This is a genomic window from Myroides odoratimimus, from assembly GCF_038039805.1.
GTDB lineage: Bacteria > Bacteroidota > Bacteroidia > Flavobacteriales > Flavobacteriaceae > Flavobacterium > Flavobacterium odoratimimum_B.
Genome location: NZ_JBBPHK010000024.1, coordinates 23927 through 40482, shown reverse-complemented (window position 1 = coordinate 40482; position 16556 = coordinate 23927). Strand labels below are relative to the sequence as shown.

Below are 16556 nucleotides of genomic sequence, written 5' to 3'. Positions count from 1 at the left end.
ATAGTCATTTTAAAAACTATTTCTCGTTTTTTGCTCAGACTTTAATACAATTTTAGCAATTAATAATTGATTCTCATAATTTGAATAATTAGACTGAATTTTATTAAATAATTATTTCAATAATTCCTTTTTATTCAATGCTAGTCGACTATAAAAAAGCACCTTCTATAAAGGTGCTTTTTTATTATACATTTAATAACTCTAAAGATTGATGTAATTCGGGTTTTTCTTGGACATAGCCACTAACCCATTGTTTTAACTGATCTAAATCGTATGGCAATAAGTTCTGAATTGCTTTTTGTAATTCCTTATAAAATAACTTTGGATCAAAACTTACATTCTCTAATATCGTTTTGGCAAAGTCAAACATTGTTCTTCTTTTCATATTTGTAATACTATTGTAACACAAGAGCTAAAATAGCAATTAGCACAGTAAAACACAAAAATAAATGATATTTTATTACTTTTTTAAGCATTTATACATTAAATAAACTTTTATATCTTAATATATAAAAGTTTATCAACAAACGTACATAAGTATTATATAAAAACACTATCCTCCTTCATTAGTTCACAAAATGTGTATTTATAAATTCATAGGATTGCAAAAAAAAAGAACTTTATTGCTTAATTACTTAAGAATAAAGTTCCTTTAGATATTGAGATAAATTCTTTTCGACCGATTTATCCTGCTTTATACCATTCTGATAGGTAGCCCTATCTTATCTTTACTAAACTAATACTGCTTTAAGAAATATTTTAATAGATCTGTTGTAGTCACTATTCCTTTTAAATGACCTAAATGGTCGACTATCGGAATAGAGTGATAACTCTGCTTTGACAATATTTCTGTTACTTCTTTTACTGTTGCTGTAGGGAGAGCACTTACCACTACTTTAGCCATCAGTTGTTCTATAGAATACATATCATAGACTACTGAAGGTATATCTTCTGACTCATCCTCTACAACATCTACATAACTAATTTTAATCAAATCAGAGTAGCTAAGTACCCCTACTAATACATCTCCATTAACAATAGGGATATGTCTTATTTTATGTTTTTTAAACAATCGCTCTGCATCATATAAACTATCGGATAAAGTAAGAGTGATTAACTCTTTAGTCATAATCTCTTCAACTGGAACCTTTTGTTTCATAACAATTAGATTTTAGTTAGACAATACACTAATAAAAAAGTCACCTTTTTATTACTTTAAATTTACGATACTTATAGGAATATAACAAATTAACAGCCAATGGATTAATTCTATTTTTCAAGTAATTAACTGATCTATTTATTCTCAACAAAGGAATATCTTCATTTTCATCATCTTATAATTTAACTTCAACTATATTTACTATCAAAAAAAAGCACTTCTATAGTTTTATAAAAGTGCTTTTTAAACAACCCTAAATTTCCTTTCCATTTATATCAATAAGTACTGCTACTCCATTCTTTATCGCAGTAGCCTTACCATCTTTAAACTCTCCTATATGACTATAAGTATTCGGTTCTAAAACGATTACACCTTTATCATTCATAAATCCTACATAGTTATTCAGCATTATACGTGCTGTATTATCTTTTGTGAAGCGCTCTACCTTATCATATTTCGCTACTGATACTACCTTCTGTACCTTATCTACGATCCCCCACTTACCTCTCTCTAAATATGAGGCATACCCTTTAAACAAATTATCTACATCTGTATATTGCCCTGGTTTAAATAACTCAATACCATTCTCATAATTAACAATAGTCAATAATCCATTCGTTCTCACTTTTGCCAGCCTATCTTTAGTCAAAGCATAATCTGGAATTTCATATTTAGCATGCACTGTTGTTAGCCCTACATGATTTACAAATCCGTATAGACCTCCTTTTACTAAATAGGCGTACCCTTCATTATTAAATTCACTGATGCGATCGTACATTGGATTTATAACAATGATACCTTGTTTGTTAATCAGCCCCCATACCCCATTCTGTTTCATCCTAGCTACTAAAGCATTCGTGAAGTCTAGTTCATTCTCATAAACAGGAGCGGTAATATGTACCAAATTAACAGATGCAAAACCATGTAAATCATTCATTCCTTTCAACAGAATGACTTTGTTTACATAGTCAAACTTTATCTCTTTATAGTTATCTTCTAAGGTCTTTCCGTTCTGATTAAATACATTATACACAGTCCCTGAAGAGGTGTGAATAGTAAGCTTTCTATTATTCTCTTTATCTGGCGTAGATATCTCATCATACTCTACAGCCAAAACTTCTTTCCACTGTCTATTAATAAGTCCACTCTTATTACCAAAAGACACTACTGCATGATTATCCTCTGCGAACTCTTCTATATCAGTATATTTAGTTGGTTCTACTAACATATTCATTCTAGAGTCAAACACCCCTAAATACGGAGCTTTAAGTACTTTAAATATACCTGCTTCATTAAATGGATATATCTCTGTATAATAAGTATCTAATCGCTCTTCAAAGCTTTTATCTATTAAGTTCTTAGAAATCTCATTTTTTTGTACTAAAGCATAACCAAATGAGTTAAAATTATCTATTCGTTCATAAGTAGGTTCTAATCGCTTATACGTTTTTAAATGAAATAACCCAACAGCTCTTTCTATACCAGGTATATCATTATAAATCCTCACTGTCCCTTGATCTTCTGTCACATTAATATCTTTATAATCTACAGGCAATACAACTTCCCAATTCTTATTTGCTAACCCTAACTTACTGTCTAGTGTCAGGATGGTCATTTCATAAGGCAGTAAAGTTCCAATGTTATCATACATCACAGGTAACACCACTTTCCACTGCTTATTAATCACTCCCCATTTTTTATCTTTATTAACTCGAGCATATCCCTCTGCGTTAAATACAGTTATATTATCATATTCTGGAGCTAATAGTACCTTAAACTCTCTATTAATCACTCCCCATTTATCCCCTACTTTAATACGTGCAAAACCTTGTTCATCGAACTCTGTAATTTCATCATATATAGGTTCTAAAATAACCTTGTGATTTTTATCAATGAATCCCCACTTCTCACCTACATGCAATCTAGCATATCCTGATTTATCAAACTCAAATATCTTAAAATCCGCATCAAAACGAGGCGCTATAATTTCTTTCCAATCTTTATTTAACAGCCCCCATTTTTCTTTTAAAACTACTTTATAAGTTACTTCTACCTCATCATTAGACTCTTTAATCTCGTCGTACTTAGGCTCTAGAATTTTCCCTTCCGTGTTAATCATTCCTACCTTTAAGGAATCGATTAACATCGCTATACCTCTAGTATCGAAATTAGCAATACTGTCATACTTAGCATTCGCCAATACTTTCCAGCTCTTATTAATCAATCCTCTCTTTGTATTCTGCTCTACGATGATGTGATCAGCATTTACTCCTTCTGTTCCGAAATCGCGGATCTTAGTATAAGAAGGTTTGATTACTAAGTTCCAATCTTTATCTATGATACCATACTTCTGTTCTATCATCACCTTTACATACTGCTTATCATAGTAGCCTGTTATCTCATCATATAAAGGTTCTATTTTCTCTTCTCCCTTAGTATTAATTACTCCACTTTTTTCTAATCTCACCACAGTAGCATACCCTTGAATACTAAAATCTTTAATGTCATTATAAGCAGGAGCTATCACAGGCTTACCCAGCATGTCTATCAGTCCCCATAACTTACTCTTCTTTACTCTTGCTATTTTATGTTGGTCAAAATCTTTTACAGCTTCATACTGAGGTACCACTACTACAACATTTGCCTGTGGATCTCTGAATCCCCACAAACCACGCTCTTCAAAAGGAATTAGTATTTTAGGTTGATAATCGGGCTTTTCTTCTTTAGGTTTATCACTCTTTTTATTGTCATCATTACTACAAGAAAATGACAAGAAGCCCATTAATATAAGTAAGGTAATTTTTTTCATAAACGTATAACGATTATTTGAATAGTTAACATATAGAATCAAACAAATCCATCAATCCAAATATATAAAAAATTAACATTACTTATAATTTACACCCAAAAAACAATAATATACATACTAAAAACACTAAATAACAAAATATACACAAACAAAAAAAGATGATATATTTTATAATTACATCACCTTTTATGTTTGATTATTGTATTTATTTTAAGAAATACACACAACTACCTTACCAACCGTATTACCGTTTTCTATATATAAATGTGCTTTATCCATGTCTTTAAAGTCAAAAACACGACTAATATGAGCTTTAACAACACCCTTTTCTAAGAGTTCAGCGATCATTTTCATATCTCTTCCACTCGAATACACACTCATAAAACAACTTCCATGTAACTGTTTTTCATTAAACACTGCTTCATCATCTTTAGTATATCCTGATGGCAAAACGACCAGAGTACCAAACTTCTTAAGCACCTTCACCGACTTCTGGAAGTTATCACCCCCTATAGCTTCTAAGACGAAATCTATCTCTGATACCACTTCTTCAAAATTCTCACTTCTGTAATCAATATGCTCATCTGCTCCTAACTCCATTACAAACTCCTTATTCTTAGCTGAAGAAGTTCCTATCACATACGCTCCTAAATGCTTAGCTATCTGCACAGCATAATGTCCTACTCCACCAGATGCAGCGTGTACTAACACCTTGTCCTTAGGTCTTAGCTTGCCATAACTCGTAAAAGCCTGCCAAGCTGTTAAGGCTGCTAAAGTAGATGCAGCTGCTTGCTCGTGTGTAATATTGTTTGGTTTCAAAGCTATCTGATTAGCTGATACAGCAATATACTCTGCATAAGCCATGCCATGCCCTGGAAAGTTTACCATACCAAAAACAGCATCCCCTACTCTAAATTCTTGTACGTCTTCTCCAATCGACTCTATTACTCCAGAAAAATCCCATCCTAAAATAATAGGACTAAACTGTCCCACTACCTTAGACATTCCTACTGTACCAGCTCTAGTTAGTGCATCCACTGGATTAATGCTAAGTGCTTTCACTCTTACCAGTACCTCCTCGTTATTTATAAGAGGCATCTCTACCTCTGTCATTTGAAGATTCTCTACTCCTCCAAATTCGCTCAATACAATTGCTTTCATATATTTACTACTTTTACACAAAAATAAACTGATAAAAAACCACTATACAGGTATATTTTAATCAAATAATAGTATATACATGGCAAGAGAAAATATATATCAACCCTTTGAAGTCTTTTATGAAAAGGTAGATTGTTGTCCTTTACAGAATAGGCTTTTCAATTTCTTTGAATTTGTCTTTGTCATTTCTGGTGAAGGAATACATACAGTAAATGACAATAAAAACAAAATAGCAGCTGGTGATCTATACTTAATAACCCCAGAAGACAGACACTCATTTGACCTAACTGCTCAATCAGAGTTTGTCGTTATTCGCGTGAATGATGAATATATCAAGCAATACAATGCTGCTAATATTAATCATTTAGAATGCGTGCTGTACTATGCTACGCATCTACCTACTTCTATCATAACAGATGAAGAAGACAAACATATCATTCACAAAATAGTCGAATGTCTTATACTCAGTATTCAAAATACTAAAACGTGTAACTATGATTTGCAACGTCAGTATATCAATGCGATTATGATTATCGCTACGCGTAATCTAATGAACTATACTCCCGAAGACTTAAACACTAAGGAGCAAAAGGTATTAGACATCATAAGCTATATACAACAAAACATCTATGATCTCAAACGACTAACTGCACAGGTAATCGGACAGAAGTTTGGTTTAGCTCCCTCTTATATAGGAAACTATTTTGTCAATCAGTGCGGAGAAACATTGCAACATTATATTACCACTTATCGCCTAAAACTTATCAAACAACGTCTATTATTTAGCGATCTTAGAATAGGTGAAATAGCTTCTGAATTTACGTTTACAGATGAGAGTCATGCTAACAAATTCTTTAAGAAACAAGAAGGAATAAGTATGTCAGCATTTCGCAAGTTACATCAAAAAAGATAATCTTTTTTATATCAGAAATAGTTGTAATTTCATTCTTAATAGGATTACCCCTTTTCTATCTCTTAAAAAGAGGTTATACTATTATCCATCAAACCATTACACCGTTTCTTTTTAAATAAAGACATTATGAAAAACAAAATCAACTGGCCAAGAGTAGGTATTATAACAAGTACAATTATATTCTTTATTGTAGCTATAACTTTTGAAATATTCGAACTAGCTTCTCTCCCTGGTCAATTCTTTGGGACATTATTAGGGGTTGTGATCACTGCTATTATTACTGTTCTACTATTACAAGGTCAAACTAAAAGTGAAGAATCAAGAGAACGTCATTTATTAGTATTTGAAAAGAAACAAGAAGTTTTCTTTCAATTCCTAACACAGCTAAACACGATCTTACAACGAGAGTCGCTTAGTCCTCACTTGGCTACAGGTAAGAAGATAGAGAAAGAAGTGAACAACCTTCACGATCTTATATTTGAATTCGGTTTTCTTCAAATGCATACCTCAGCAGAGACATTCGATAAAATCTTAGTTCACGTAGGCAATTTGATGATAGAAAGCAGTCAAATAAAAGTTGCTGAGAATCAATCTATAGAGAAAGTAGAACAATACTATTTAACTCTTACCTCGGATTTCTTTTCGATTGTATCGTTATTAAAACAGGAGCTCTACAATGAATTCTCTCCTAATATTGATAAAGAAAAATTAGATAGAATTATTCGTCTATCTTTCTAATAGCAAAAGCCACATCTCACGATGTGGCTCTCTCAATTAAAAAGTAGTAAAAATCAATAAGGATTACTCTCCTAATAAAACCCAGCCTGTTGGTATTTCACAGTTTTATAAATAGTTCCCAAATTAGCACGATGATTAACTATCTAAAAGTAAAATACCGATTAACAGACTGAGCCAAGTAATTAATCATCTACTATCGAGATTTATATCTCCATAATATTACTTTCATTACTTTATATATAAATGGAAAAAATTATTCTCTCCAACCTCCGCCTAATGCTTTATAAAGCTTAATAATAGCCTGCCATTCTAATAGCTGATCATTACTATGTGCTAATTGTGCATAAAGGTGTGCTTGTTCTGACGTTAATACATCTGTATAGTTCGTTGATGAATGATACACTAATAGCTTCTTTGTATAATCAACTGCTAGTGCTAATTTATTTACTTGCAGTTGTCTCATAGCTAGCTGTTCTCCTGCCATCTCATAAGCATATAAAGCATCTGACACTTCCTGCCCTGCAACTAACATAGCTTTCTGAAAGTTGTACGCCTTTTCTTGATAAGTAGCTTTAGCTACTTCTAATCTCGTTTTATTTTGTCTCTTGTTAAAGATAGGTTGTAATAAACCTCCTGCTATATTAGCGAACAGCCCCGTAGAAGAAAACCAATCTTTAAACTCATAACTTGAGAACCCTGCCCCTCCTGTTATTGTCAATGCTGGATAAAAAGCTCTTTTGGCAGCGCTTACATCTTCAAAATAAGCTGCTAACTCATACTCTGCAGCCATCACATCTGGTCTATTTTGTAGCAAGTGAGCCGGAATACCAATACTTGGTTTTATTGGTAATTCTTGTACCGAAAGATCAGTTCTATCTATTTCGCCAACAGGCTTTCCTAACAAGATATTCAAAGCATTCTCTACTTCTCTAATTTGGCGCTTCACTCCTGGTAGTGTAGCCTCAGCGTCATAGTAGTTAGCCTCACTCTGTACCACAGCAGCACCCGTTACTACACTTGACTCCTTCAACTTTTGCATTGTTTCAACGTCGTCTTTTCGATTTACTATCGTCTTTTCGATAATAGCTTGTTGTTGATCTAACGCCAATAATTGGTAATAATAATCTGCTATCTGAGCTACTATCTGAGTCTGCACAGCTTTTTGTCCTGCATCAGACTGAAGCATTCTATAATAAGCTGCACGTTTACTACTCGCTAATCTACCCCATACATCAATCTCCCAAGAAGTACTAGCAAATACATCGTACTGCGTAGCATTCTTTACAAAACCAAAACCTTGAGGATAAGACAGTCTTGATCTTTTCACTCCTCCACCTATACTTAAGTCAGGTAAGAACGCAGCTTTAGATTGTTTTAACAACGCCTCTGAAGCATGTAGCCTTTCTATCCCCATCTTCAGGTCTAGGTTATTTTTTATTCCTTCTGTTATTAGCTCTTGTAACTTTGCATCTTTAAACAAAGTCTGCCAAGGCATCATACCTATATTCAACGTATCCGTTTCTTGTACAACTCTATACAAGTCCTGGTCTATCGCTTCTTGTTTGTGGTACGTCTTCGCAGATTGACATGAAGCCAATAACCCAATAGCCGCTACCCCTATATATATTTTATATGTCCATTTCATGATTCTTCTGATTTATCGCATTGACTTAAGTCATTGTGTAACGTATAAGCACATCCTTAGATACACTTATACGTTTATCACTTTATAATTACACTTACTCTTCTTCTTCTAATACAGGTGCTCCACTTATTTTCTCTTGTAACGCCTGGAATACAACAAATAATGAAGGAATAACCAACACTCCTATCAGTGTACCAATCAACATTCCTCCTACCGCAGCTGTACCAATTGACTTATTACTAAGTGCTCCTGCTCCTGTAGCCATCATCAATGGTAATAATCCAAAAATAAAAGCAAATGAAGTCATCAGAATAGGTCTTAGACGAATACGTGCTCCTTCTATAGCTGCATCTGCAATAGACTGACCTGACTGTCGTCTCTGTAGTGCAAACTCTACAATCAGAATAGCATTCTTCGCTAATAAACCAATCAACATAATCAAACTAATCTGTAAGAATATATTGTTTTCAATTCCAAATAGCTTGGCGAAGATAAAAGCTCCTGCAAGTCCTATCGGCAAAGAGAACAATACAGCCAATGGAAGTATATAACTCTTAAATTGGGCACTTAATAAGAAGTAAACGAATAAGATAGACAGTACGAAAATAATAACGGTCTGGTTACCACTACCACTCTCTTCTCTAGACAATCCTGAATATTCAAAACCATATCCTTGTGGCAAAGTCTGTGCTGCTACTTCTTCTATCGCACGTATAGCATCTCCAGAACTAAATCCAGGATTAGGGCTACCGTTGACAAAAGCTGAATTAAATAAGTTGAAGCGTGTCAAGAACTCTGGACTATATACTTTCTTCAGATCAATAAATGCCGTGATAGGAGACATTACTCCTTGCTCATTCTTCACATATAGTTTATCGATAGCCTCTTTATTCTCACGGAAATTAGGATCTGCTTGTATCATTACTTTATACTGCTTACCGAAGCGGTTAAAGTTCGTTGCATAGATACCTCCTAGATACCCCTGTAGTGTAGTCAGAATCTCTGTCACCCCTACTCCTGCTTCTTTTGCTTTTGCAACATTAACAGATACTTCATACTGAGGGAAGTTAGTATTAAAAGACGAAGTTGCATACATAATCTCTGGGCGTTGATTTAACGCTCCTAAGAATCCTCCTATTATTTCTTCAAACTTCTTATAATCTCCACCTGTCTTATCTTGTAACTGTACTTCGAATCCAGAACTGTTACCAAACCCTTGTAACGTAGGTGCTGCAAAGAATACAATATTAGCATCTTTAATATGAGCCGTTTTAGCAAATAACTGCCCTACTACACTGTGAATGTTTTGCTCTGGGTTAGGACGATCTTTCCAGTGTTTTAGCTTAATAAACTCTACAGCATACGAGCTACCATTTCCACTGAAGAAGTCCATACCTGCAAGTCGTGAAGTGAACTTCACCTCAGGTATACTCATCGCTATACTATCTATCTCATTAGAAATACGTTCAGTCTCTTCAAGAGAAGTAGATGGTGCTAATATAATATTACCATAGATAGAAGCACTATCCTCATTAGGTACGAATCCTGTTGGTGTCGTTTTCGTTAAGAATACAAACAAGGCACCGAATACAACGATACTTCCTAACGATAACCATTTATTCTTATTCAAGAAGCCTAATACACCTACATAACGATTAGTCATTCGATCAAATGAACTATTAAAAGCTGATTTAAATCTATTGACAAAACCTCTTTTCTCTTGATGAATACCTGACTCAGGTTTCAACATAATAGCACATAACGCTGGACTCAGTGTCAAGGCATTAATAGCCGAAATCAAAATAGCAACAGCTAATGTGATACCAAACTCTTTATAAAACACCCCTACAGACCCTTCAATAAAAGTAACAGGTACGAATACTGCTGACATCACTAATGTAATCGAGATAATCGCTGTGGTCAATTCACTCATCGCACTCACTGTTGCCTTCTTAGCTGTTTCTGCTCCTTCATATAGTTTGGCATGTACTGCCTCTACTACGATGATAGCATCATCCACTACAATACCTATGGACAGTACTAAGGCGAAAAGAGTCAATAAGTTAATAGAGAAACCAAACAAGTTCAAGAAAAAGAACGTACCTACGATAGCTACTGGTACCGCTATAGCTGGTATCAAAGTAGAACGCCAATCCTGTAAGAACACTAATACTACTATGAACACTAATACAAATGCTTCTATTAAAGTCGCTATCAATTTATCAATAGAGGCTAATAAGAAATCATTAGAATTTGCATATACTTCAAATTTAGCACCCGCAGGCAAGTCTTTTTCTGCTTCTTTTAATAACTCTTCACATTGCTTAATAATCTCATGGGCATTAGATCCTGCCACCTGGTTTACAGCTATATAAGTACCGTGCTGCTTATAAGCAGTCATGGTCATCGCATACGAGTAGGCTCCTAAGTCTATCTCTGCCACATCGCTCAGGCGCAATATTTTACCTGTTCCATTAGAACGGATAATAATATCTCCAAATTCCTCAGGTGTCTCTAATCTCCCTGTATATTTTAGAGCATATTGAAAACTCTGTCTACTGTTCTCTCCTACCTTACCGGGTGCAGCCTCTACGTTCTGCTCCTGTAAAGCTTGTACTATATCACTTGGCGTAAGTCCATAAGAAGCCATTGCGTTTGGCTTTAACCAGATACGCATACTGTACTCACGTCCTCCATAGATAGAGGCATCCCCTACTCCATTGATACGTTTTATTTTAGGTAAAATATTGATACGAGCGTAGTTCTCTAAGAATGCTTGATCATATCTACTATCAGAGCTATACATTAAGAAACTGAATATTTCACTACTCAATCTCTTAGTCGTAGTCACCCCTTGTTTTATTACTTCTTCTGGCAGTTGGCTCATGGCTTGGCTCACACGGTTCTGCACGTTCACAGCTGCCATATCAGCATCCGCTCCTTGTGTAAAAGTAATGGTAATAACAGCCGAACCATCATTACTCGCCTTTGAGTTCATATATGCCATATTCTCTACTCCATTAATCTGTTCTTCTAATGGAATAATCACACTCTTCATTACCGCCTCAGCATTTGCCCCTTGGTAGTTAGCTGTCACCTGTACTGTAGGTGGTGCTATCTCAGGATACTGGGTGATAGGTAATGAGAATAGTCCTAATAACCCTAGTATTACTATAATGATAGATATCACGGTAGATAACACTGGGTTTTCTATAAATCTTCTTAACATAATGCTATCCTCTATTACATTTTAATCTTCATTCCTTCACGTAGTCCTCCAATATCTGCACTTACGATTTTGTCTCCAGGTTTTAACCCACTTGTCACTACAAAGTATTGACTTGAAGGCACCTTTTCCATAACCGAAATTTCTGTGCTGGTTACTACCCCTTCTGCATTAGCAACATAAATAAAGCGTTTCCCTTGTACTTCAAAAGTCGCCTTCTGAGGAACCAAGATAGCCGCGTCTACACTCTCATGTACACGAATAGTAGCACTATTTCCACTTCTCAATATCCCTTGCGGATTAGCAAAAACAGCTCTGAAGTTCACACTCCCAGTACGAGGGTCTACTTGTCCACTTACAGTATTTATTTTTCCTTTCTGATTGTACTCGCTTCCATTCGCTAATAAAAGGGATACTTCAGGCATACTAGCTAATCTCTGTTCTAGAGTTTGTTCTCCTCCTTTTTGAATAAAATCAATAAACTCTTTTTCATTCATAGAGAAGTAAGCATTGATACTTCCTATCTCAGATACTGTAGTTAGAGGTTCTGGAGAAGCACTACTTACCAATGCTCCCACTTTATAAGGAATCAATCCTATCACTCCATCAAAAGGAGCTACCACTTGTGTATATCCTACATTAGCCTGTGCACTATTTAAGTTCGCTTTAGCTTGTGCTAATTGTGCTTCTTTACTTCTTAATGCATACTCTGCAGACTCTAACTCATAGTTACTGATAATACCCTCACTCACTAACGGTTTAGCTTTTGCCACCTGCATACGAGCGTTGTTTAGCTCTGCCTCTGCATTTTTTATTGAAGCCACCGCCGCCACACTTTCTTCGTGATATTGTGGAGCGTAGATTTTGAATAAGGGCTGTCCTTTTTTGACCGTTTGCCCTTCATCCACATAGATTGCTTCAACGAAACCATCAATCTTTGGACGCAATTCCACATCTTTTATCCCTTGTAACACCACTGGATAATCTGTAAATAAATTGGTTTTCTCCGTTTTTATTGAAAGTACTGGGTACTGCTCGACTTGACCGTCTCCTCCCCATTCTCCTTCTTGCTTTTTATCTTGACATGCCCATAATAAAGCAATTGTAGTAAGACCTAAAAAAGTAGATGTTTTTTTCATCTTTAACTATTTATTATTGATTGAACTATTGCGTTAATTAGTAGTTTTACTTCTATCCTAACACATGACAAATGTATTATCTAAACAAAGTGAGGTAAAGGGGTAAAAAGTAGATTTTTTAGTCAAAAGGTAAGATTATAGAAATCAAGAAGTATCTTCCTTAAGTACAAAACACATTATTCCTCTTTCCTACTACACTATGCACTAGCATATAAAAGAATATAACACACAGCCATTAGGCTACTATTAACATGAGGCAAAATTCTATCAATGAGCACTAGCACACAAGCACTATAACACGGTATAGATGTTCAAAATGTCGGATTATAAACATTTAACTATAATCGTTCTAAATAAGTTAATTTTAGCCAATAAGTAAGTTTTAGCCACTTACACCTCTTCTTTACCTTCCGTAAAAAACGAAAAGCACTTTTTTAAAATTGTATACTTATTACTACCTATTTATAGCAATAGAACACTTTTGTAACCTCTATTTTTTCTAAAAAGAAACCTATTAAGCTAATTCTATCTATAAATAGTAAAAAAGAGATTGACTTTTTTTAAATAGCAAAAACAACCAACAACATAATAATCAACACATTGCATTCTACATCATTTTTTATCTAATGAAGTCCTATACACTCTTCCCCCTTATATAGTCTAGTATTCATACTTATTGCTTCGACAATACATGGAGAATACCACGAGAATGGTGGAGATAAGATAGTCTTTGTCGAGGGATGCTTCTTTTATTCTCCACCTATTTATCAACAATTGAAAATGAAAGAAAGGTATAGTATTAGATTGTGAATCACTTAATGATCATTCACAATATTCAATAAATAGGTTAACAAAATGGAGAACTAGAGAAAAGAAGGCAATGGGCTTCGATTAATTGGCAATGCATTCTTATTTCTTATAACAAGAATGTGATACGCTATAAAAGAGCAATACTATTATCGATAAAAAGAACTTGTGTTCTTATAAGTAAATTACCTTTATAGACTATCCCGATAAGCACTAGGACTGACACCGCTATACTTCTTAAAGTATTTGCCGAAAGTGCTCTGATCACTAAAGTGGAGTATCTCTGCGATACTGCCTATAGAAAGGTTCTGATCCTGCAATAAGATTTTAGCTTCTAAGACTACTTGGTTTTGAATCCACTCACTAGCAGTTAATCCCGTTTCTGCTGAAATTACTTGACTTAGATACTTAGGATGGACGTGAAGATAATCAGCATAGTACTGTACACTTCTATGCTCTTTACAGTGCTTACCTACCGCTTCTCTAAACTTGAGAGCTAGTTTATGTAAACTTTTGGTCACATTGCCGTATTTCTCATACAGATAAGCTACTTCGTTAATCATACTGTAGATCACTCCTCTGATGACCTCTGTATGAAATGCGTTTTTCGAATTATGATAGAGGTCTATGACCTTAAACATAGTCTTAAAACTCTCAAATTCTTTAGGATCTAACTGGGTGACACACCCCCCTAGACTAGATAAATCTGAAAAAGAAGCGAGTACATTATTCTCTACTAACTTATCTTGTAAAAAATCTTCTGAGAATAAGATGGTCATCATCTCATAGGTACGACGAGTCTTATCCCATCTCTTAATAGATGTAGTATCTGCAAAAATAATAGCAGGCGCCTGGATAGTATATTCTGTAAGATCGATATAGAAAGTAATCTCTCCTTCTTCTAGAAGCCCTATTCCATAGTAATTAGATCGGTAAGGCTCTGCTGGATAATACGCTAGATTAATAAATGGCATATAGATATAATGCTCCTGAGTTTCTAATTCTTTGAAACTACTTTTTAAGCGATCTAAGGTTTCCCATTTTATGTCCTTCATTCTCTACACTAGCTTATTAGCAAAGATAAAAAAGTTGACCATAAAATACTTTTTTTATTTTTCTGCCATCATCATTAATCTCACTTAAATTATTCATATAAAACCTAGAACTCTATAGGTTCAAAAACTGTTAAAAAAAAAATTATTCCTATATTTGCTTTATAATTTTAACACAGTAGAATTCTTAAATTAAAAGATATGAAAACAATAGGCTGGATAGGACTTGGAAACATGGGAATACCTATGGTCAACAATCTTTTAAACAATAATTATAATGTACTGTTTTTCAATAGAAATCAAACTTCAAAAGCAATTATTGAAGAAAAAGGAGCTACGGGAATCAATGACCTAGATAATATTATTAGTCAGTCAGACGTTATCTTTCTAACCCTACCTAATGATGACATAGTAAAAGATACTTTTGATCGCATTCACACGACTATTAAAGATAAAATTTTCATTAATAGCAGTACGATTTCTCCTTCTTTAGCAGAAAAATTAGCCATGAGCATAAAAGATAAAGGAGGATACTATCTAGATGCTCCTGTATCAGGAAGTGTAAAGCCTGCTGTAGATGGTACACTACTATTCTTAGTAGGTGGAGATAAATCAGTCTACGAACGTGCTATACCATACTTCGAGGTTATGGGAAAAAGTCATTACTACTTAGGAGAATCAGGTAGTGGTAGTAAAGCTAAATTAGCCATTAACTACTATATGTCTGTAGTAGTACAAGGGTTAGCTGAGACTGTGCTATTCGCTGAGCAGAATGGAATAAATAGAGAGATGATGACAGCTATCGTAAATGATAGTGCATGTGGCTCTGGTATGAGTAAGATAAAGACCTCTGCCATACTAAGCGATGATTATCCTGCTGCATTTCCACTAAAATTTATGCTAAAGGACATTCGCTTAGCACAAGAGGCAGGATGGGATACTGCACTGACACAGGCTGCAGAACAAGCCTATGCAAAGGCTAGTGAACAAGGATTAGCAGAACAAGACTTAATGGCGGTAATCAAAGCTATTCAATAATTATATATTAACAAACCTCAATCTAATACAGATGACGCACTTACAAGAAGTAATCGAAAAAGCGTGGGACGACCGCTCACTTTTACAAGATCAGAACACTCAAAATACTATTCGTGAAGTTATAGAGCTGATTGACAGTGGTAAATTGCGTGTAGCTGAACCTAAGGGAACAGAATGGCAAATCAATGAATGGGTAAAAAAGGCAGTGGTACTATACTTCCCTATCCAAAAGATGGAAACTTTAGAAGCTGGTATCTTTGAATATCACGACAAAATGCCTCTGAAAAAGAATTATGCTGAGAAAGGAATCAGAGTAGTGCCTAATGCTGTGGCTCGTCATGGAGCATATATCTCTTCAGGTGTGATATTAATGCCTTCTTATGTGAATATAGGTGCTTATGTAGATGAAGGAACGATGGTAGATACATGGGCTACTGTTGGGTCTTGTGCACAAATTGGAAAGAACGTACACTTGTCTGGAGGTGTAGGTATCGGAGGAGTACTAGAACCCCTACAGGCAGCTCCTGTTATTATAGAGGACAATGCATTTATCGGATCGCGTTGTATCGTAGTAGAAGGTGTTCGCGTAGGGAAAGAGGCTGTATTAGGTGCTAATGTGGTACTGACAGCGTCTACTAAAATTATAGATGTAACAGGAGATACTCCTAAAGAAATAAAAGGATATGTACCAGAGCGCTCTGTAGTGATACCGGGTTCGTATACAAAGAAATTCCCTGCTGGTGAGTTCCAAGTACCTTGTGCATTAATCATCGGACAGAGAAAACCATCTACAGATCTTAAAACATCTCTAAATGATGCTTTAAGAGAATACAATGTAGCAGTGTAAAAATAAGTATATCATTATTAAC

General features: G+C 34.8%; 12 protein-coding genes. 4 read left to right on the top strand and 8 right to left on the bottom strand.

Annotated elements, in window-relative coordinates; all coding sequences use genetic code 11:
• Positions 1-184: 184 nt before the first annotated feature.
• The 4 genes from AABL85_RS14850 to AABL85_RS14835 all read right to left on the bottom strand — a co-directional run bounded on the left by AABL85_RS14850 (position 185) and on the right by AABL85_RS14835 (position 5129).
• Entirely contained in the window at positions 185-385 is a 201-nt protein-coding gene (locus tag AABL85_RS14850; protein ID WP_286414593.1) for a hypothetical protein, read from the bottom strand.
• 351 nt (positions 386-736) lie between these two features.
• Positions 737-1159: a CBS domain-containing protein gene (locus tag AABL85_RS14845; RefSeq protein ID WP_341310667.1), complete on the bottom strand. Its 423-nt coding sequence runs from the start codon at positions 1157-1159 to the stop codon at positions 737-739.
• A gap of 253 nt (positions 1160-1412) precedes the next feature.
• Complete coding sequence (locus AABL85_RS14840) at positions 1413-3968, bottom strand: WG repeat-containing protein (protein ID WP_341310666.1); 2556 nt, start codon at positions 3966-3968, stop codon at positions 1413-1415.
• 210 nt (positions 3969-4178) lie between these two features.
• Positions 4179-5129 carry an NADP-dependent oxidoreductase gene (locus AABL85_RS14835; RefSeq protein WP_341310665.1) on the bottom strand — a complete coding sequence of 317 codons (951 nt, stop codon included), beginning with the start codon at positions 5127-5129 and terminating at the stop codon, positions 4179-4181.
• Between the two features lie 79 nt (positions 5130-5208).
• On the opposite strand from AABL85_RS14835, the gene AABL85_RS14830 reads away from it, so the two are divergent.
• Entirely contained in the window at positions 5209-6042 is an 834-nt protein-coding gene (locus tag AABL85_RS14830; RefSeq protein WP_341310664.1) for an AraC family transcriptional regulator, read from the top strand.
• Positions 6043-6168: 126 nt separating this feature from the next.
• On the top strand, positions 6169-6780 hold the full coding sequence (locus tag AABL85_RS14825) for a hypothetical protein (protein WP_341310663.1): 612 nt from the start codon (positions 6169-6171) through the stop codon (positions 6778-6780).
• 253 nt (positions 6781-7033) lie between these two features.
• Here AABL85_RS14825 and AABL85_RS14820 read toward each other — a convergent pair whose 3' ends face one another.
• The 4 genes from AABL85_RS14820 to AABL85_RS14805 all read right to left on the bottom strand — a co-directional run bounded on the left by AABL85_RS14820 (position 7034) and on the right by AABL85_RS14805 (position 14652).
• Positions 7034-8425, bottom strand: coding sequence for a TolC family protein (locus AABL85_RS14820; RefSeq protein WP_341310662.1), 1392 nt, complete (start codon positions 8423-8425; stop codon positions 7034-7036).
• Positions 8426-8519: 94 nt separating this feature from the next.
• Entirely contained in the window at positions 8520-11654 is a 3135-nt protein-coding gene (locus AABL85_RS14815; RefSeq protein ID WP_286419355.1) for an efflux RND transporter permease subunit, read from the bottom strand.
• 14 nt (positions 11655-11668) lie between these two features.
• On the bottom strand, positions 11669-12790 hold the full coding sequence (locus AABL85_RS14810; protein ID WP_286414581.1) for an efflux RND transporter periplasmic adaptor subunit: 1122 nt from the start codon (positions 12788-12790) through the stop codon (positions 11669-11671).
• A gap of 998 nt (positions 12791-13788) precedes the next feature.
• On the bottom strand, positions 13789-14652 hold the full coding sequence (locus tag AABL85_RS14805) for a helix-turn-helix transcriptional regulator (RefSeq protein ID WP_341310661.1): 864 nt from the start codon (positions 14650-14652) through the stop codon (positions 13789-13791).
• Positions 14653-14850: 198 nt separating this feature from the next.
• Here AABL85_RS14805 and AABL85_RS14800 point away from each other — a divergent pair, with 198 nt between their 5' ends.
• Positions 14851-15687 (top strand): NAD(P)-dependent oxidoreductase, encoded by an 837-nt coding sequence (locus AABL85_RS14800; protein WP_286396164.1) that lies wholly within the window; start codon positions 14851-14853, stop codon positions 15685-15687.
• Positions 15688-15718: 31 nt separating this feature from the next.
• The gene (locus tag AABL85_RS14795; RefSeq protein WP_286396161.1) at positions 15719-16534 is read left to right on the top strand and encodes a 2,3,4,5-tetrahydropyridine-2,6-dicarboxylate N-succinyltransferase; all 816 of its coding nucleotides are present in this window, start codon (positions 15719-15721) and stop codon (positions 16532-16534) included.
• Positions 16535-16556 lie beyond the last annotated feature (22 nt).

Excerpts from the sequence above, each read along its gene's own strand:
- AABL85_RS14810 (WP_286414581.1), bottom strand. The coding sequence starts at position 12,790 with ATGAAAAAAACATCTACTTTTTTAGGTCTTACTACAATTGCTTTATTA.
- AABL85_RS14800 (WP_286396164.1), top strand. The coding sequence starts at position 14,851 with ATGAAAACAATAGGCTGGATAGGACTTGGAAACATGGGAATACCTATG.
- AABL85_RS14820 (WP_341310662.1), bottom strand. The coding sequence starts at position 8,425 with ATGAAATGGACATATAAAATATATATAGGGGTAGCGGCTATTGGGTTA.
- AABL85_RS14840 (WP_341310666.1), bottom strand. The coding sequence starts at position 3,968 with ATGAAAAAAATTACCTTACTTATATTAATGGGCTTCTTGTCATTTTCT.
- AABL85_RS14825 (WP_341310663.1), top strand. The coding sequence starts at position 6,169 with ATGAAAAACAAAATCAACTGGCCAAGAGTAGGTATTATAACAAGTACA.
- AABL85_RS14835 (WP_341310665.1), bottom strand. The coding sequence starts at position 5,129 with ATGAAAGCAATTGTATTGAGCGAATTTGGAGGAGTAGAGAATCTTCAA.
- AABL85_RS14805 (WP_341310661.1), bottom strand. The coding sequence starts at position 14,652 with ATGAAGGACATAAAATGGGAAACCTTAGATCGCTTAAAAAGTAGTTTC.
- AABL85_RS14830 (WP_341310664.1), top strand. The coding sequence starts at position 5,209 with ATGGCAAGAGAAAATATATATCAACCCTTTGAAGTCTTTTATGAAAAG.
- AABL85_RS14815 (WP_286419355.1), bottom strand. The coding sequence starts at position 11,654 with ATGTTAAGAAGATTTATAGAAAACCCAGTGTTATCTACCGTGATATCT.
- AABL85_RS14795 (WP_286396161.1), top strand. The coding sequence starts at position 15,719 with ATGACGCACTTACAAGAAGTAATCGAAAAAGCGTGGGACGACCGCTCA.
- AABL85_RS14845 (WP_341310667.1), bottom strand. The coding sequence starts at position 1,159 with ATGAAACAAAAGGTTCCAGTTGAAGAGATTATGACTAAAGAGTTAATC.
- AABL85_RS14850 (WP_286414593.1), bottom strand. The coding sequence starts at position 385 with ATGAAAAGAAGAACAATGTTTGACTTTGCCAAAACGATATTAGAGAAT.